At 42.9% G+C, this 17,089-nt stretch carries 17 protein-coding genes and 1 riboswitch; of the genes, 4 read left to right on the plus strand and 13 right to left on the minus strand.

The annotated features are described in order from the left end of the window. Window positions 1–45: 45 nt before the first annotated feature. Window positions 46–1,392: a magnesium transporter gene (gene mgtE, locus HVMH_RS07215; RefSeq protein ID WP_029909362.1), complete on the plus strand. Its 1,347-nt coding sequence runs from the start codon at window positions 46–48 to the stop codon at window positions 1,390–1,392. Between the two features lie 24 nt (window positions 1,393–1,416). Here the strand turns inward: mgtE and HVMH_RS07220 are convergent, their stop codons facing one another. The 7 genes from HVMH_RS07220 to queA all read right to left on the minus strand — a co-directional run bounded on the left by HVMH_RS07220 (window position 1,417) and on the right by queA (window position 9,368). Continuing rightward, the gene (locus HVMH_RS07220; RefSeq protein WP_155837653.1) at window positions 1,417–1,566 is read right to left on the minus strand and encodes a hypothetical protein; all 150 of its coding nucleotides are present in this window, start codon (window positions 1,564–1,566) and stop codon (window positions 1,417–1,419) included. Between the two features lie 102 nt (window positions 1,567–1,668). Further along, window positions 1,669–1,743, minus strand: a riboswitch (cyclic di-GMP riboswitch). Between the two features lie 116 nt (window positions 1,744–1,859). Continuing rightward, window positions 1,860–3,434: a peptide chain release factor 3 gene (locus HVMH_RS07225; protein ID WP_029909364.1), complete on the minus strand. Its 1,575-nt coding sequence runs from the start codon at window positions 3,432–3,434 to the stop codon at window positions 1,860–1,862. A gap of 166 nt (window positions 3,435–3,600) precedes the next feature. After that, on the minus strand, window positions 3,601–4,635 hold the full coding sequence (secF, locus tag HVMH_RS07230; protein ID WP_408610125.1) for a protein translocase subunit SecF: 1,035 nt from the start codon (window positions 4,633–4,635) through the stop codon (window positions 3,601–3,603). Between the two features lie 9 nt (window positions 4,636–4,644). Further along, entirely contained in the window at window positions 4,645–6,528 is a 1,884-nt protein-coding gene (gene secD / locus HVMH_RS07235; protein WP_029909367.1) for a protein translocase subunit SecD, read from the minus strand. A 128-nt stretch (window positions 6,529–6,656) separates the two neighbouring features. Then, window positions 6,657–6,995, minus strand: coding sequence for a preprotein translocase subunit YajC (gene yajC / locus HVMH_RS07240; RefSeq protein ID WP_029909369.1), 339 nt, complete (start codon window positions 6,993–6,995; stop codon window positions 6,657–6,659). A 187-nt stretch (window positions 6,996–7,182) separates the two neighbouring features. Continuing rightward, the gene (tgt, locus tag HVMH_RS07245; RefSeq protein ID WP_029909371.1) at window positions 7,183–8,295 is read right to left on the minus strand and encodes a tRNA guanosine(34) transglycosylase Tgt; all 1,113 of its coding nucleotides are present in this window, start codon (window positions 8,293–8,295) and stop codon (window positions 7,183–7,185) included. Between the two features lie 23 nt (window positions 8,296–8,318). After that, on the minus strand, window positions 8,319–9,368 hold the full coding sequence (gene queA / locus HVMH_RS07250; protein ID WP_029909373.1) for a tRNA preQ1(34) S-adenosylmethionine ribosyltransferase-isomerase QueA: 1,050 nt from the start codon (window positions 9,366–9,368) through the stop codon (window positions 8,319–8,321). Between the two features lie 193 nt (window positions 9,369–9,561). On the opposite strand from queA, the gene HVMH_RS07255 reads away from it, so the two are divergent. Then, window positions 9,562–10,089, plus strand: coding sequence for a DUF3087 family protein (locus tag HVMH_RS07255; protein WP_029909375.1), 528 nt, complete (start codon window positions 9,562–9,564; stop codon window positions 10,087–10,089). Window positions 10,090–10,098: 9 nt separating this feature from the next. Further along, the gene (locus tag HVMH_RS07260; RefSeq protein ID WP_029909377.1) at window positions 10,099–10,386 is read left to right on the plus strand and encodes a hypothetical protein; all 288 of its coding nucleotides are present in this window, start codon (window positions 10,099–10,101) and stop codon (window positions 10,384–10,386) included. A 21-nt stretch (window positions 10,387–10,407) separates the two neighbouring features. Here the strand turns inward: HVMH_RS07260 and HVMH_RS07265 are convergent, their stop codons facing one another. Genes HVMH_RS07265 through HVMH_RS07280 form a run of 4 tightly spaced genes read right to left on the minus strand, consistent with a single transcriptional unit; the run spans window position 10,408 to window position 12,797 of the window. After that, window positions 10,408–10,857, minus strand: a complete 450-nt coding sequence (locus HVMH_RS07265) for an FKBP-type peptidyl-prolyl cis-trans isomerase (protein WP_029909378.1) — start codon at window positions 10,855–10,857, stop codon at window positions 10,408–10,410. Continuing rightward, entirely contained in the window at window positions 10,854–12,107 is a 1,254-nt protein-coding gene (locus HVMH_RS07270; protein ID WP_029909380.1) for a GGDEF domain-containing protein, read from the minus strand. Before HVMH_RS07270 ends, HVMH_RS07265 begins: the two co-directional genes overlap by 4 nt. A 46-nt stretch (window positions 12,108–12,153) precedes the next feature. Further along, the gene (locus tag HVMH_RS07275; protein WP_029909382.1) at window positions 12,154–12,495 is read right to left on the minus strand and encodes a hypothetical protein; all 342 of its coding nucleotides are present in this window, start codon (window positions 12,493–12,495) and stop codon (window positions 12,154–12,156) included. Continuing rightward, on the minus strand, window positions 12,492–12,797 hold the full coding sequence (locus HVMH_RS07280) for a DUF5052 family protein (protein ID WP_029909385.1): 306 nt from the start codon (window positions 12,795–12,797) through the stop codon (window positions 12,492–12,494). The genes HVMH_RS07275 and HVMH_RS07280 overlap by 4 nt, the downstream gene beginning before the upstream one ends. Window positions 12,798–13,067: 270 nt before the next feature. Between HVMH_RS07280 and HVMH_RS07285 the strand changes: the two genes are divergently transcribed. Continuing rightward, on the plus strand, window positions 13,068–14,192 hold the full coding sequence (locus tag HVMH_RS07285; RefSeq protein WP_029909387.1) for an NAD(P)/FAD-dependent oxidoreductase: 1,125 nt from the start codon (window positions 13,068–13,070) through the stop codon (window positions 14,190–14,192). 55 nt (window positions 14,193–14,247) lie between these two features. Here the strand turns inward: HVMH_RS07285 and HVMH_RS07290 are convergent, their stop codons facing one another. Next, the gene (locus tag HVMH_RS07290; protein ID WP_029909389.1) at window positions 14,248–14,934 is read right to left on the minus strand and encodes a response regulator; all 687 of its coding nucleotides are present in this window, start codon (window positions 14,932–14,934) and stop codon (window positions 14,248–14,250) included. A gap of 85 nt (window positions 14,935–15,019) precedes the next feature. After that, the gene (locus HVMH_RS07295; protein WP_029909390.1) at window positions 15,020–16,936 is read right to left on the minus strand and encodes an ATP-binding protein; all 1,917 of its coding nucleotides are present in this window, start codon (window positions 16,934–16,936) and stop codon (window positions 15,020–15,022) included. Between the last annotated feature and the right edge of the window lie 153 nt (window positions 16,937–17,089).

The following is a 17,089-nucleotide window of genomic DNA, read 5'->3' on the forward strand; positions in this document are numbered from 1 at the left end:
TGTTTTAGAATAACTCACAATTAACCAACTCTCCTGGCCGCCTATATGTCTCAGACTAGCGACAAACTTCAAATCACGGAACAACTACTCGAAGCTGTCAATGCAAATAACGAGGATTATGCTCAACAAATATTGACCAGCCTTGTTCCTGAAGAAATTGCTGAAATACTTGAGGCTACCCCTCCCAAACAGCGTTATCCGCTTTGGGTTCACCTTTCTCCTGAAATCCAGGGGGAAGTCATCGGCCATACGAATGAGGAAGTTCGCTCTTCCCTACTACAACAGCTTGATAACCAAGAAATTATTGAACTGACTGAAGAGTTGGGAACAGATGATATCACCGATATCGTTCAATCTCTGCCCGAAGAAGGGCAGCAGCACATCCTAGACAACCTTTCTGATGAAGAAAGAACTGCTGTAGAAACGGCTCTTAGCTACCCAGAGGACACCGCTGGGGGACTGATGAGTACCGACATTGTCACCGTTCGTTCGGATGTCAGCCTTGAAGTTGTGTTGCGTCTTCTGAGAAAAATGGGTTCACTACCTGAAGCAACGCTTGACCTGATTGTGAGAGATCGCGAAGGTCAATATGAAGGTGTCCTAAGAGTTAACGACCTCATCACTAACGATGAGGACACACTTGTTCATGAACTGGTAAAGAAAAAAGATGCCATCAAGGCAACTACTTCCGATAAAGATGTTGCCCATTACTTTGAAAAGAACGACATCATTTCTGCAGCGGTTGTCGATGAAAACAATTTGATTCTCGGCCGTATCACCATTGATGATATCGTTGATATCATCCGTGAAGAAGCCGAACATGCGCAAATGGCTAGCGCAGGTTTGACCGAAGAAGAAGATTTATTTTCTCCTCCACTTCGCTCAGCCAAGCGTCGCTCTTTCTGGCTCGGCATCAACCTACTCACTGCGTTATTTGCATCAACAGTTATCGGTGCCTTTGAGGCTACTATCCAACAAATTGTCGCCTTGGCGATACTGATGCCCATTGTTGCCAGCATGGGAGGTATTGCCGGCACTCAGACAGCAACCATCGTCATTCGTGCTCTGGCAACAGGAAAACTGGGCGCAAAAAACAGTCGTGCCCTAGTGCTTAAAGAGGGGTTGGTTGGCTTTTTAAATGGTTTAATTTGGTCAGTATTGACGGGAGCTACTGCTGCCATCTGGTTTGATCAACTGTCTCTGGGAATGATTTTTGGCGCGGCAATGCTATTGAATTTGATTGCAGCGGCAGTAGCTGGCGCAATGATTCCGTTAGCACTCAATAAATTTAAAATAGACCCTGCCCTAGCATCAGGTCTTATGCTAACAACGGTAACTGATTCTCTAGGATTTTTTGTATTCTTGGGGTTGGCGACCATCATCTTAGTGTAAGAACCGCTAAAGAGCAGTACTTGACTAAAACATCTTCGCTAAGACATCTTCACTATAGGCATACGCAGTTGCCGCGGTAAGAAAAACCGTCACAAACAACCACTTCAACACCATAGGTGTCTTTTTATTTTCCCTGAAAATATTCGATTTGCGTTTGACCAATTTGACTGCCATTTTGCAATTCCTTTTTTGATAGCATCAAGGGGTCTAGCTAGGATAAAACCAAGTTACGATATAACCGCAACTTTTGTCAAAGTAAAAGCGGCTACATAGGCAAATGGCAACCCGGCTATCTTAGAAAGACCCGTGGCTTTCCGTCCTTACTTCACAGTAAGTTTGGCTCAACATTATTGTTAAATATGGTTTTCGATATGCATTTATGACATATTTTTTTCACAAATGCAATATAAATCATCGACTTATCGAATATTTTTGTTTTTTACTTTCTGAAACCAACTTAAAAAAGATTAATGCTCGCGCGTAGCAACGAACTGCAAGTTTGGCCAACGCTCTTCCATCAAGCTTAAATTCACCCTTGTAGGTGCGATGTAAACCAATTGATCAGCCGCATCGTAAGCAACGTTATCCTTTACCTTCGCCAAGAATTTTTCAATCTCAGGCTTGTCACCCATGATCCAACGTGCCGTCGAGACATTCACTGCTTCAAACAAGCATGAGACGTTGTATTCGTCTTTCAAGCGCTGCGCAACCACTTCGAACTGTAGTACACCAACAGCACCCAATATCAAATCGTTATTGGCAATAGGACGGAACAACTGAGTTGCCCCTTCTTCTGATAACTGTGTCAGCCCTTTTTGTAAGGCTTTCATTTTCATTGGGTCTTTTAACTGTGCGCGACGGAAAAGCTCAGGAGCAAAGTTTGGAATCCCCGTAAACTTCAGGTCTTCACCTTGTGTAAAAGTGTCACCAATCTTGATGGTTCCATGGTTATGCAATCCGATAATATCACCAGGATATGCCTCTTCTGCATGCTCACGTTTGTTTGCCAAGAACGTAATTGCCTTGGAAATTTTCACATCTTTACCAATACGCACATGTTTAAGCTTCATGCCAGCTTCATACTTACCGGACACGATGCGCATGAATGCAACCCTGTCTCGATGCTGAGGATCCATATTTGCTTGAATCTTAAAGACAAACCCTGTGAGTTTATCCTCTTCGGCATTGACCATACGAGTTTCCGTTTCACGTCCTTTTGGCGGTGGCGCATACTCGGCAAACCCATCCAACAGTTCCTGCAATCCAAAGTTATTCACCGCAGAACCAAAAAACACAGGTGTCAACTGACCCAACAAGAAGGCATCCAAGTCGAACTCATGGCTCGCGCCACGCACCAGTTCAATTTCTTCTCTCAACTCTTCTGCCATACTACCGATTTTTTCATCCAGCAGAGGGTTATCCAAGCCTTCAATCAACTCCCCTACAGAGGCATTCAAGCCGTCTGCCACTTCGAAAAGTCTGATGGTGTCATTGTAAAGATGATAGATTCCCTTAAAGCGTTTACCCATCCCTATTGGCCAAGTCATTGGCGCACAGCTGATTTTCAACACCTCTTCAACTTCATCTAGCAGCTCAATTGGTTCTTTACCTTCACGGTCAAGTTTGTTGATAAAGGTCAGGATTGGTGTGTCACGTAAACGACAAACTTCCATCAATTTGATGGTTCTATCCTCAACCCCTTTTGCAACGTCGATAACCATCAATGCCGAGTCAACTGCCGTTAAGGTACGGTAAGTATCTTCCGAGAAATCTTCATGACCCGGGGTATCCAACAGGTTCATCATGACTTTTTTGTAAGGGAACTGCATCACAGACGAAGCAACGGAAATCCCTCTTTCCTGTTCCATTTTCATCCAGTCGGATGTTGCGCCTCGGTCGGTCTTACGGCTTTTCACCGCACCCGCCATCTGAATCGCACCACCGTAAAGCAACAACTTTTCTGTTACCGTGGTTTTACCGGCATCCGGATGGGAAATAATCGCAAACGTACGTCTTTTATTTTTTTCTAACTGTAAGGACATAAGGGTCAAAAACTCAAACTATCTAAGTGAATTGAAATGGATCAATTTAAATCTGTTCTATCAAATCTCCCATTACAAATAAAAAAACTGCCAGGTTGGGTCTTTCATTCCCCAACCTGGCAGATTTTCGTTGCGTAGAACAAACTACGCAGGAAGATTTATCCGGCTATTTTTTCTTTTGGGGAGCCTGCTTAGCTTCTCTTTGCGCTTCCTCTTCCAAGAAGAGTCTGGTTAGCTCTTCTTCCTGCTCATCTCGGCTAGCGCCTTCTTTAGCAGGTTTCATCAAGTCTTCTTTCGAAACACCCAAAGCCAATGCAATGGCACTTGCAATGTAAGTTGAGGAATAGGTACCGACTACAATCCCCACAATCAATGCCATCGCAAAGTTGTGAATAATTTCCCCACCAAAAATAAACAGCGCGATCAACACCACCAACGTCGTGAATGACGTCATGATGGTTCTCGCCAACATTTGGTTAACCGCTAAGTTGGTTACATCAACTGGCGTCCCTTGACGCTCAATACGGAAGTTTTCACGGACACGGTCGAATACAACAATGGTATCGTTCAAGGAGTAACCAATAACCGCAAGAATGGCCGCTAGTACTGTCAGGTCAAACTGCGCCTGTGTCCAAGCGAATACACCTACGGTAATCGTTACGTCATGAATCAAAGCTGCAACCGCCCCGACAGAAAAACGGAATTCGAATCGGAGCGCGACATAAATCAAAATACCGATTAATGCATAGATAACCGCTAAGAAACCGTCTTCGGTCAATTCATCCCCAACTTGAGGCCCAACGAACTCAACACGTCTAAGGTCGATTTTATCGTCGTTGTTCGACTTCAAAATTCCTAAAATTTGATTGGAGATTTTTGAAGAGTTCACACCTTCACGAGGCGCAATACGAATCAACACATCTTCGGCTGAACCAAAATTCTGCACAACCGCTTGGTCAAAACCGTTTGCTTGTAAATTCTGGCGAATCTTATCAACATTGGCTGGCTTATCATACGCCAACTCAATAATCGTCCCACCAGTGAAGTCGATACCAAAGTTCAAGCCTTTGATGAGAATCCCGACAATGGAAGCGATAATCAAAATCGTCGATGCCACCATCGCGATCTTGCGTTGTCCCATGAAGTTAATCAATTTTTGTTCAGACATATTCGTTTTATCCTGATTCTTATCTGTTGCCATGTTTCTCTCCTAAACCGATAGCTTTTCAATCGGCTTGTTGCCATAACGCCAATTGACGATAGCACGCGTACCCATAATGGCCGTAAACATGGAAGTAATAATCCCGATAGACAAGGTGATTGCAAACCCTTTGATTGGCCCAGTACCAAAACTGAACAGTACGATGGCCGCCAACAAGGTAGTGATGTTCGCATCCGCAATGGTGACAAATGCTTTTTCATAACCAGCATTAATAGCCGCCTGTACAGAACCCACTCTCAACTCTTCGCGGATACGCTCGAAAATCAGTACGTTGGCATCAACCGCCATACCGACGGTCAGAACGATACCTGCAATCCCCGGCAGCGTTAAAGTTGCCTGCATCAATGACATAATGGCGACAATCAAAATCAAGTTCAGTGTCAGCGCAAGATTGGCAATCATGCCAAACACTTTGTAGCGCCATGCCATGACTACCAACACTAGGATAAAGCCGATAATGACCGACATGAACCCTTGGTCAATGTTATCTTTACCAAGGCTTGGCCCAACGGTTCTTTCTTCAACAATTTCCATTGGCGCTGCCAGCGCACCCGCTCTTAACAACAATGCCAAGTCTTGAGCTTCACGTGGTGAAGACAAGCCTGTGATCTGGAAGCGATTAGCGAACTGCCCTTGGATAACTGCCGCGTTGATGACGTCTTTAGACGTTACACGACGCTTAACCTTTTTACCGTTTTCCAGCACAGTATCAATGCGTGTTTCGATGTAAACAACCGCCATACGGTTACCGACGTTTTTCTTCGTCGTTGCCAACATCTTACGACCACCAACGCTATCCAATGTCACGCTAACTTCAGGAGAACCTGACTTGGATTCAATACCTGATTGCGCATTGATAACGTTGTCACCGCTAACGATGATACGACGTTGAAGTAAAATCGGACGGCCATCACGGAAATGATACAAGCGAGCGCCATGAGGTGCATAACCTGTTTTCTCAGCTTCCTGAGGATCCCCTTTTTCTTCAACCAATCTGAATTCCAGTGTTGCCGTCGCCCCTAAGATTTCTTTAGCCTTAGCGGTATCCTGAACACCCGGTAACTGCACAACAATACGACGATCGCCCTGTTGTTGGATAACCGGCTCGGAAACCCCTAGCTCATTGATACGGTTACGCAACGTGGTGATGTTTTGTTTCAAAGCATAAGACTTAGCTGTAGCGATGGTCTTAGGAGACAGCAGCAATTCCAATGAAGGTTCTCTTCCTTCTGGCAGTTGCTTGATGATGAAATCGCCATCAAATTTCTTGTTGATTTCCGCCTGAGCTTCATCAAGGTTCGTCCCTTCACGGAATTTAACCCACAAAGCTTCTTTTTCGTAATCTACTGACAGGTAACGAATACGCTTTTCACGGAAAGAGGCTTTGATTTCGTCGACATAACGGGTATAGGCTTTTTGCACCGCCGTTTCCATATCGACATCCATCAAGAAGTGCACACCACCACGCAAGTCCAAACCTAGGAACATAGGTTCAGCACCCAAGTCTCTTAAAAACTGCGGCGTTGCAGGCGCAAGGTTAAGTGCGACAACCGCTTCTCGACCCAAAAGGTTTTTGATGACACTCTTCGCTTTTAACTGCTCTTCAGTTGAGTTGAATCGAACCAACAATTGGTCAGCCTTATAACTCATGCTCTTGATGGGGAGATTGGCATCTTCCAAAGCTTTTTGCACTCTGGTTTCAATAGAAGCATTGAAGTTCACGGCTTTCGCTGGCGAGATTTGAACCGCAGGGTCATCACCAAACAGGTTAGGGGCTGAATAAATCACCCCCAATACAATCACGACTGCCAGCAAAATATATTTCCAGGCTGGGTATTGGTTACTAATGACTTTTCTCTTAGAGTCAAACATGTTTAATTTTCCAAACTCAACATTAAAACAGCACCACCTGCAAGGATTTCAAGATTCAAAGGTTTGAACTTACAGCGTGGCTTAAAACAACAAAAGGGGCATAATGCCCCTTCTGAAAAGTGTCTCGATTATTCCGCAGTCCCTTTCAAGGTCCCTTTTGGCAATTCACGAGAAACATTTTGTCTTTCAACTTTGACGATTACGTTGTTGGCAATTTCCAAATCAACGAAGTTCTCGTCCATATCACGGACCTTACCGGCAAGACCGCCGTAAGTAACAACTTCTGAACCTTTAGAAAGTGCTTCCACCAACTTTTTGTGCTCTTTCGCTTTCTTTTGCTGAGGACGAATCAACAAGAAGTAAAATACGACAAATAAAATAATCAATGGCAACAAAGCTTCAAAACCGCCACCTTGTGCCGCTGCCGCGCCACCATCTGCCATCGCATCAGAAATAAAAAAACCCATCTTTTGTCTCCCAATAAGATTTATCTAAAAATTAGTCGCCGTATTTTGGCATAGTTCACTTCAAAATACTATGCAAAAACAGGCCAAATCAACAGTTTCTCACTCATTAAATTCCGATAAGCACTACAATCCTACCAGAACCCCAACCTGGCAGATTTTCTTCAAAATCTACCAGGTTGGGTCAGAATCACATCGGCGGAACAACCTCGCCTCGTTGGTAATAAAAGTGTTTTACATAGGATTCCAGCTGATTATTTGCAATCGCCTCACGAAGCCCTTTCATCAACAACTGATAATAATGCAGGTTATGAATGGTATTCAATCTAGCTCCCAGAATCTCACCACACTTGTCCAAGTGGTGCAGATAGGCACGTGTATAGTTTTTGCAGGTATAACAATCACACTGTGCATCCAATGGTTCTAAGCTGGTTTTGTGTACCGCATTTCGGATTTTAACCACGCCGTCATGAGTGAACAAAAAGCCATTTCGAGCATTACGAGTTGGAATAACACAGTCGAACATATCGATTCCGCGGCGTACCGCTTCAACAATATCTTCCGGTTTACCGACACCCATCATATAGCGAGGTTTATCTTTCGGCATGTGCGGCTCAGTAAAATCAAGCGTCGCCATCATTTCGTCTTTGGGTTCACCAACGGACAATCCGCCAATGGCATAACCATCAAAACCAATTGCTTTTAATGCTTCAATGGATTCGATACGTAGCGCTTCATACATACCACCCTGCACGATACCAAACAACGCCGAAGGATTATCACCATGCGCATCTTTGGAGCGTTGAGCCCAGCGCAACGACAGGCGCATTGAGTCTGCCGCTACCTCATAGCTTGCCGGATAAGGAGTACATTCATCAAAAATCATCACGATATCTGAGCCAAGCTTTCGCTGCACTTCCATTGACTCTTCAGGCCCCATAAAAAGTTTGGAACCATTCACCGGGTTACGAAAGTGAACACCTTGCTCGCTGATCTTCCGCATCTTACCAAGGCTGAACACTTGAAAACCACCCGAATCCGTCAGGATAGGGCCTTTCCAGTTGATGAAATCATGCAAATCACCATGCTGTTCAATAATATCCGTTCCCGGACGAATTGCCAGGTGAAAGGTGTTGCCCAAGATAATTTGAGCGCCCGTATCTTCAATTTCTTCCGGCGTCATCCCTTTTACGGAACCATAGGTTCCTACAGGCATGAAGGCAGGCGTTTCCACCACTCCTCGCTCAAATTTTAATCGCCCTCTTCTGGCTCTTCCGTCTTGGTTATCTAATTCGAATTCCATCGTCTTTTCTTCGTCAAATAAATTTAAGATTTAGCTTTTTTCGCTGGATGTACCAGCATTGCATCACCGTAGCTGAAAAATCGATACTTTTCTTCAACCGCATGCCGGTATGCATTCATAGTCGCTTCATAGCCTGCTAACGCAGATACCAACATGATCAAGGTAGATTCCGGTAAATGGAAATTGGTCAATAAAACATCCACCACCTTGAAGTCATAGCCAGGAGTAATGAAAATATCGGTTTCACCTTGATACGCAGTCAGCACGCCATCATTGAAAGTCGCTGCACTCTCCAAACTTCTGACGGATGTCGTACCTATGGCAAAAACCCGACCGCCCTTCTGCTTTGTAGAATGAATCAATTCGACTGTTTCCGGCAGCACCTCGATAACTTCAGAGTGCATACGATGCTCACTGATGTCGTCCACCTGTACCGGCTTGAATGTCCCCGCCCCTACGTGCAAAGTCACAAAACCGATTTGGGTACCTTTTTGTCGAATTTTATCCAACATAATTTCGTCAAAATGCAGTCCAGCAGTCGGCGCAGCAACAGCTCCAGGCTTCTCGGAGTAAACTGTCTGGTAACGAGACTTGTCTTCTTCACCATCCGCTCGCTCAATATAGGGAGGCAGTGGCATGTGACCACAGGCTTCAATCAATGAAAGTGCCGTTTCACCATCCGGTAGCTCGAATGCAACTTCAAACAATGCATCATCTCTACCTAGTACTTCAACTTCAATTTGATCTTCAATGCGGATTTTCGTCCCGGGCTTAGGCGCATTACTTGAACGAATGTGCGTCAGCACACGCTGATCATCCAAAATACGCTCAACCAAGAACTCAACCTTACCGCCGCTATGTTTATGACCAAACAATCGTGCCGGTATCACTTTCGTATTGTTGAAAATCAGACAGTCGTTTGGCTGAATATAATCCAAAAGATCAGGAAACTGCTTATCCGAAACCCCTCCATTGGGTTCGATAACCAACAAACGGCTGCCCGTACGCTCCTTAGCAGGCGTTTGAGCAATCAGTGTTTCCGGTAGGTCAAAATAAAAATCTTGTCGCTTCATCATCTATAAAATTTAAACAGCACTTCCGCTCCAAACAGCAAAAGTGCAAATCTTTTAAAACCGCAAATTATACTTGATTCCAACTATTTAAGTTGGAAGTTGGTTGCTAAAAGCTACCCGCTACACCGGTTTTTTTAATAGAATTGGCTTTCTGTTAAAAAATATAAGATTACACAAGCACTCTGGAAAATTTATGTTCGAAATCCAAGACGTTGATCCCAAGCTGTATCGACAAAAAACACGTAATGCCACCCTCATCATCATGGGAATGTTTTTAGTCATCGGCATGATTTTCGCCACGCTAAGTGTCAAACTACTCTCTGCGTATAACTCAAATCCTTGGGTACTGAATTTCATTGGCGCGTTGGTTGGCCTAATCATCACCTTTTTTATCGTCAAAGTTTTCTTTATTGACAAAGAGTGGATGCGTGAATCCATGTATGGCTGGCAACTAAAACGCTCTTTAATGCGCATCACTAACGTCATGGAAAAACTCAGAAAAGATGTCGCCATCAACGACCACCAAGCCATGAAAACCATGAGATTTTATCACTTAGGGCTTGAGCAGATGCATCGCCTTGAAGACAACCACTCTGAACTCATTGATTTATTGGCAGAAAAGCGTGAGTTGGAAGATAAAATGAATGCCGCAGGCATAGACCTGAACCAAAGCACTTTTGACCCGTCGCAAGTGGCGCGTTACCACTCACAATCAAACTAGGTTGGCAAAATGAAAACTCTACTATTATTCGTCGTCGCTTTCTTCGCATACTTGCTAGTGCGTTTTATCATGAAAAGAGTCAATGAGATTCGTCAAGATGCATTGTCTGGCAATGAACAGGAACAGAATACGACATCTGAAAAAGCCGAACGTATGGCCACTTGTGTCGAATGCGGTTTGAGACTACCTGAATCGGAAGCCATTCCCCTTAACCCGGCTGAAAAGATTGGCGACACCTATAACATTGCTTTTTGCAGTCAAGAGCATAAACAGCTTTATTTGAAAAAACACTCATAAACTTCATAGAAGCTTATAGCCTTAAGATAAAACCTTTACGACCGTTACATCAAAAATTAGTGGCTGACCGGCCAATGGATGATTAAAGTCCATCACCACTTCATCTTCTTTGATTTGATACACCGTTGCTGGAATTTCATCTCCAGTTGGTGTGTTAAAACCAATGACATGCCCCTCGGTCAACTGCATACCTTCAGGAAAGTCTGCCTTTTTCATGGTTTGAAAATTCATAGGATCCGGTTGACCAAAAGCATCTTCCGGCATCAGAGTGAATTTTGCGCGTGTTCCTTCTTCTAGCCCAACCAGCAGTTCATCCAACTTGGCTAAAAACTGACCATCTCCAACTTGAAATACAAAGACCTCATTTTCCTCAGTCTGTTCTACCACTGTGTCATCGAGCAAACTAAGTTTGAACTGAACTTCTAGCTCTGAAGTTTCAGAAACGCGTTTTAGCCTAGTTTTTTCGGTCATGCTTTATCTTCTTTCGTTTGTGTACGTTTTCTAGTTGTTGACGATGTTTTTGATGTGGTTTTGGTAGAGGTCTCTCCATACACCTTCACACAGTTTCTTCCTGCTTTTTTCGCAACGTAAAGGGCTTCATCCGCCAACTTCATAACAGCTTCAGGCTGCTGACTTCTTTCCGTTTTTTCTGCCAATCCAAAGCTCACGGTCACTTTTGTCTCGGCTTTCTGTCCCTTTTCCATGACTTCCAATGGTACTTCTGATATCTGTACGCGAATATCATCCAAAATCGGCTTTACTTGTTCAGCAGTTTTACCTGGGAAAACAACAGTAAACTCCTCCCCACCGTAGCGATAAGGGTAACCAACAGGGATTTTCGACAATTGATAAGCAACCAGCTTCAGCGCGTTATCTCCAATATCGTGCCCATAGCGGTCATTAAAGGATTTGAAGTGGTCGATATCCATCATGGCAATCGCATATTTACGACCTAAGCCAGTAAATCTTTCAAATAATGCTCTACGCCCCTTCATACCGGTTAATTGATCGGTGTGAGCAATTTGATGAGAGTCAAAAACCAAAGATAAAATAATCAACCCGGCGGCAATAGATGACAGCCAAGCCAATACACCAAAAGACGCATATTGATTCAGACCGTACGCCATTAATATCAATACAAAGATGACTGTATTGTCTAAAACTTTAGGGTGGTCTTGAAACGCATTACGAATAACAATAACCAACCACGCCGCCATCGTCACTAAAAACGGAACCATTGGCAACGTAATACCGGAAGCGCCCACAGGCTGCGCCATTGTCAGTATGACATTCATCGGCAAATTATCCATCAACCAGTAGAACCCAAATCCTTGCAAACCAAACAGCGCTAGCAGACTAAAGACGTAGGGTTTAGACATTACGCCTTTTTCAGGCAGTAAAATCCAAACTAAAAGGTTCAACGGCAGGAAGGTTGCCAACAATGGATAAAATGCTGTAACCGCTAAGATATCCGTTTGTCCGGTATTTTTCGGAAAAAAGTAAACAATGGCGAAGTTCAATACCGCCAAGGTTAACAACAGAAAGATAGGTTGAATTCGGTTTAGAAAAACACTGATAAAGATACCCAATGCAGCCGTGATATATGGTGCATAGAGCAATAATGTTTGAACTGGCTTCGGCCAATGGGCAATTTGTCCTATTTGCCAAAAGGCCAAAACTGAAAATCCGACTAACCAGATATAGTGCTTCGCATTAGACATGGCAATTCCGTTTGTACATTCTTAATTGAAGAGAGTAGTTTCTGAGTTAGTGCTTACCGAATATTGAAAAATCATCTTTCGGTTTATCGACACAACTGATACGCCACTCTAAAACATAGTCACAATGTTTATATGCTGCACATTGGTCGTCGCTGTAACCAAACTCGGCTTTTTTTGCTGCATTTTTGGACAACACATCATAGCCACTCGGACAAAGCTCACTTGCTTTCGAAGCCAGTGCACTACTCATCAAATCTCTTGGCGGCTCGTTATATGGATGGGTTAAGATAAAATGTGTGTCGTCGATTTTTTTAGTTTGAATCTGGCTACAACCTGACAATAAAACAGTCATAGCCACAAGTATAAATGCAAGGTTTTTCAAGATCACTGTGCCTCTTCTTTAATTCCGATTTCTTGCACGATAAAACACATATTGGTATGCATTTTCTTTCCATTCACTAAAAAAGACGCGCCGTTGGCAAATTTGTCATCTTGGTTAAGACGAATATTACCTTTAATCACTTTAATTAACTTACCGGAGTAACAACTATAAATTTCTATCTTACGATCTAGACCAACCCAGTCTGATTGGATGTTTTTAGCTGTATTGGAGACCTTTTCACAACCACTTAAACTGAACAAGCTCAGCAAAGTGGCGCCAGTAGCAATTGCTAGCAGAATATTTCTCATAATTCCCACTTCAGATTTTCTCTTTGTGTATGTTCACGGTATCGGTATTTTACCTTTTTAACTAACAGATTGCTGAGAGGATTCCCACTAAATCATGACTCCATAAATCCATGAAAAGTCAGTTAATAAGTTTAATTTATGCAAAATAGAAATTACTTATAAATATTCAACATAAAAATTGATTCCAAACCCTTGGTTTTTCTCGTTATCATACAATCAAATAGATATTCAACAACTTAAAAAACCTAAGTAGTTAACAAGGTACCTCCTATGAACATTACCATCCTTGGAACAGGGTTTGCAGCTCTGACTGCAGTTAAAGAAACTCGAAAACAAGCTCCTCAAGCAGAAATCACGGTCATTGCACCAAGCAAACAACTTATTTATTTACCAAGCATTATCTGGATTCCTGCTAGAGAAAAAGATGGCGGATCCTTAGAGATTGATTTAACCAATTTTTTTGAAAAACAAAACGTGAAATACATCCAAGCCAGTGTACTCAATGTCACCAACCAAGGTAGAACCGTTGTAACAACAGATGGAGAGTACCAGAATGACGGCCTGATTATCGCCACGGGGGGTCGTTTCATCAAGAAACTACCAGGCATTGAGCATGCCATTACGCCTTGCGAAGGTATTTCCGCAGCTGAAGCCATTAGAGACAGGCTAGACAACATGCCCGAAGGAACTATCGCCATTGGTTTTGGCGGCAACCCAAACGAGCCTTCTGCTATGCGCGGCGGTCCAATGTTTGAGTTTTTATTTGGTATCGACACCCTACTGCGAAGACAAGGTAGACGCAGCAAGTTTGAAATCATCTTTTTCAACCCAGCCCCACAACCCGGAAAACGCCTCGGAGATAAAGTGCCTAATGCCGTCCTAAAAATGATGGCGAAAAAAGGTATTAAAACCCACTTGGGGCACAAAATGAAAGGTTTTGAATCTAACAAGGTAATAACCGAAGGCGGTGAATTCGATGCCGATTTGATTCTCTTTATGCCAGGAATGACTGGTCCGGCGTGGCTACAAGATTCAGAGATCGAAAAATCCGAAGGTGGCATGATAAAAGCCAACGCACTTTGCCAAGTTTCAGGTCTGGAGAAAACCTATGTTGCGGGCGACTCCGGAAGCTACCCAGGGCCTGATTGGCAGGCAAAACAAGCACATGCAGCGGACTTACAAGCTGCCACCGCTACACATAACTTAATCAGCGAACTGCGAGGCTCTGTACCATCTGAAACCATCAAACATGAGTTGATTTGTATTATTGACACACTTTCGCATGGCGTGTTCATCAAACGCACAGAGCAAGGTACAATTTTGCTACCGCCTTGTCGTTTAATGCATTACGCGAAAAAATTCTTTGAATGGTGGTATTTGAGACAATACCGATAGAAAAGAATAAATACCCCGCACACTTGCGCGCGGGGTATTTATTCTAACAATGACGTTACTTGATTTCGTCTAGTTTAACTTTCAGCAACCCAATGTGGCTTGCGTAGTTAATCAATTCGGCAGAAGATGTCATCCCTAGCTTGGTCATGATATTCTCACGGTGCTTAGAGACCGTTCTGTCCGATATGTCTAGCATCTCCGCAATATCTTTTGTTTTATAGCCTTCGGCGACCAACTTGATAACCTGTTTTTCCCGAACGGATAGCTTCTTAGGCTTTTTAAATCCAGTCTCAATGGCTTTAACTTGCTCAAGCGATTCAAGATAACTGTTCAAATCGGATTCAATTTCAGAGTGAACAAATACCTGACCTTTTAAAACCAGTTCAATGCCTGAAATCAATTCGCTTTTTGAAACTGATTTCAGCGCAACACCATCAACCCCCAAGTCCAGAACTTCCTTCCAAACATTCGGCGCTTCCGCGGCGGTCAGTATAATAATTTTAACTGGATTTTTACGTTTCTTAAGTTGGGACACTACCGCCATGCCACTTAATTTAGGCATGGATAGATCTATCAACAACAAATCCGGTTTCTTTTCTTCGGTTAACGTCAGTGTTTCCTCACCATCCTTGGCTTCAGCAATCACTGACACAGCACCATCAGACTCCAAAATTGACTTAAACCCCGCTCTTACTAGGTCATGGTCTTCAGAGATCAAAACTGTAGGTTTGGCACCTGCCATAATCGTTCCTTAAATCCTTTTAATTTGAAAATGTAAAATCTGTCTTAGCAAACAGCTATTAATTATAACTTCATTTGCCAAAAAATTAATACAGGCTACGATAAATTCTATTTATTTGCAATAACAACTCATCAAGTTCTTCTTTATCGGCTTCAAAGGACAGCTTCTCCATCCTTTTAATCAACGCCAACATCTCTTCAACTTCAAACAACATCAAATTCCCCTTTAAGCTATGAGAGACCTGACGAAATTGCGCTTCGTCTTTTTCTTTCCAAAGCACTTCCAGTTTCATCAAGTCATTCGACGTTGACTCAATAAATTGAGGTAAGAGATGAACCAAGGAATCCGGAACAAGTTTTGTCAGTGGAGCCTTTGATAGTTCCTCTCTTGCGATTAGCTCCTTATAAAGCACGCCAAAAACCTTGTCTTGTGAAATAGGCTTTTCAATCCAGGCATCAAAAAGTGTTTTGTCTACTTCTAATCCCAGTTTGGAAATCTCATCTTCCGTATGAGCTGCGGTAAGAGCATAAACACCTTTTAACTTTGGCTTTAAGCCATGATCAAGTTCCCTGATTTTTCTACAGACTTCCATGCCATCCATTTCTGGCATCTGTATATCAAGAAAGACGATATCGAAGTCTTTTTCCAAAAATTTCTGCCATGCCTGGTTACCATCTTCAGCATGCTCAACTTCACAATTGATTTCATGCAAGAACAATTCCAAGACTTTTCGATTAATGATTGAATCGTCTGCAATCAGGACACTAAGCGGCTCCTTTAGCTCAATCAATTTTTGCTTGTGTTCAATACGAGACTCGATATCTGCAGAAGACTGGTCATCAGGCTCAGCACAAACACCCTCCTCCATGGGCAAATCAACGGTAAACTTGGTACCAACGCCCTTGATAGACTCAACATCAATCGTACCGCCCAGTAACTCAACCAGTCGTTTAACAATAGGAAGACCTAACCCCGAACCAAAATATTGCTGACTCCCTTTTGACTCAAGCTGTTTAAATGGCTCAAAGATATTTTGCAATTGCTCCTTATCAATCCCTTCACCGGAATCGGTAATGGAAAACTGCAACCCTATTTTCGACTCTTCTATCTCAACAAAAACCCCGCCTTCATGCGTAAATTTTATGGCGTTGACAATCAAATTAACCAGTATCTGAGAAACCCTTAACAAATCCCCATAAAAGCAACAACTACGAGTCTTTTTGGCCACCGACACCGTTACCTTTTTGTCGTTGGCTATTGATTTTGTAAGATGTGTAACATATTCCGCCATTTCATCTACAGTGAAAGTACTTGGGTTAATCTGAATGTGCTCAGATTCTGTTTGGGAGTAAGTCAGAATATCGTTGATTAAGAAATTCAACTGATCCACTGTCAACTTCATGATTTGAAGCTGTTCATCAACTGGCAAACCATTGTCCTGATTCTGTTTGGCCACACCTATCAAGCTGCTCATGCCCATCAAAGGGGTTCTCAATTCATGACTAAGCATTGCCAGAAACTTGGTCTGGCTTTTATATAAGTCATGAAGTAAGGCATTCTCTTGTTGAGAGCGACGCTCTTTCTCTTGTAGCCTTTCGATAATTAAATCACTATGAGATGCAATTAAGCGCTCTTCCAGCTTGTACATCCGCGAAATATCGATACAGGAAGCACAAATGACTTCTGTATCAGAGTTCGAGTTTTTTTGATGACGTAAATCATTCACCAGCCAAACAACATCCCCATCTATGTTCAACCCCGTCAAGAATTGCGTATGCGACTGCTTACCCTCAAGCAAGGCTTGGGTATGTGTCATAAAATGATGCACCGATTCCGGTTCCATATAAGACATGAAATCATCACTTGTAATAACCGCTGCACCTATGCGGGATTCCAATTCGTCGGACAAGGTAATAGCGGCAAACTTCCGGTTGTAGTGCAAGCACCACCATAGTCCATTCTTGTAAAAGAAACGGGATATATCATTTTTAATTGACTTCATGGAGTTTATCGCTATTTATAAAGAGTTTTTCTCAGACACTTGTCTGGATAAGATAGAATACCAACAATTTAATTTTTTTTCTTCACATGAAAGACTCTTCAAAAAGGTTTCGGCCTCTAAGCCCGCTAAAACCTCATTAGCAGAGTTCGCAAT

Source organism: Hydrogenovibrio marinus, assembly GCF_013340845.1.
GTDB classification, from domain to species: domain Bacteria; phylum Pseudomonadota; class Gammaproteobacteria; order Thiomicrospirales; family Thiomicrospiraceae; genus Hydrogenovibrio; species Hydrogenovibrio marinus.

What these genes read in the sequence shown, in the direction of transcription:
- mgtE (WP_029909362.1), top strand. Translation starts at nt 46, where the DNA reads ATGTCTCAGACTAGCGACAAACTTCAAATCACGGAACAACTACTCGAA.
- HVMH_RS07220 (WP_155837653.1), bottom strand. Translation starts at nt 1,566, where the DNA reads ATGGCAGTCAAATTGGTCAAACGCAAATCGAATATTTTCAGGGAAAAT.
- HVMH_RS07225 (WP_029909364.1), bottom strand. Translation starts at nt 3,434, where the DNA reads ATGTCCTTACAGTTAGAAAAAAATAAAAGACGTACGTTTGCGATTATT.
- secF (WP_408610125.1), bottom strand. Translation starts at nt 4,635, where the DNA reads ATGGCAACAGATAAGAATCAGGATAAAACGAATATGTCTGAACAAAAA.
- secD (WP_029909367.1), bottom strand. Translation starts at nt 6,528, where the DNA reads ATGTTTGACTCTAAGAGAAAAGTCATTAGTAACCAATACCCAGCCTGG.
- yajC (WP_029909369.1), bottom strand. Translation starts at nt 6,995, where the DNA reads ATGGGTTTTTTTATTTCTGATGCGATGGCAGATGGTGGCGCGGCAGCG.
- tgt (WP_029909371.1), bottom strand. Translation starts at nt 8,295, where the DNA reads ATGGAATTCGAATTAGATAACCAAGACGGAAGAGCCAGAAGAGGGCGA.
- queA (WP_029909373.1), bottom strand. Translation starts at nt 9,368, where the DNA reads ATGAAGCGACAAGATTTTTATTTTGACCTACCGGAAACACTGATTGCT.
- HVMH_RS07255 (WP_029909375.1), top strand. Translation starts at nt 9,562, where the DNA reads ATGTTCGAAATCCAAGACGTTGATCCCAAGCTGTATCGACAAAAAACA.
- HVMH_RS07260 (WP_029909377.1), top strand. Translation starts at nt 10,099, where the DNA reads ATGAAAACTCTACTATTATTCGTCGTCGCTTTCTTCGCATACTTGCTA.
- HVMH_RS07265 (WP_029909378.1), bottom strand. Translation starts at nt 10,857, where the DNA reads ATGACCGAAAAAACTAGGCTAAAACGCGTTTCTGAAACTTCAGAGCTA.
- HVMH_RS07270 (WP_029909380.1), bottom strand. Translation starts at nt 12,107, where the DNA reads ATGTCTAATGCGAAGCACTATATCTGGTTAGTCGGATTTTCAGTTTTG.
- HVMH_RS07280 (WP_029909385.1), bottom strand. Translation starts at nt 12,797, where the DNA reads ATGAGAAATATTCTGCTAGCAATTGCTACTGGCGCCACTTTGCTGAGC.
- HVMH_RS07285 (WP_029909387.1), top strand. Translation starts at nt 13,068, where the DNA reads ATGAACATTACCATCCTTGGAACAGGGTTTGCAGCTCTGACTGCAGTT.
- HVMH_RS07290 (WP_029909389.1), bottom strand. Translation starts at nt 14,934, where the DNA reads ATGGCAGGTGCCAAACCTACAGTTTTGATCTCTGAAGACCATGACCTA.
- HVMH_RS07295 (WP_029909390.1), bottom strand. Translation starts at nt 16,936, where the DNA reads ATGAAGTCAATTAAAAATGATATATCCCGTTTCTTTTACAAGAATGGA.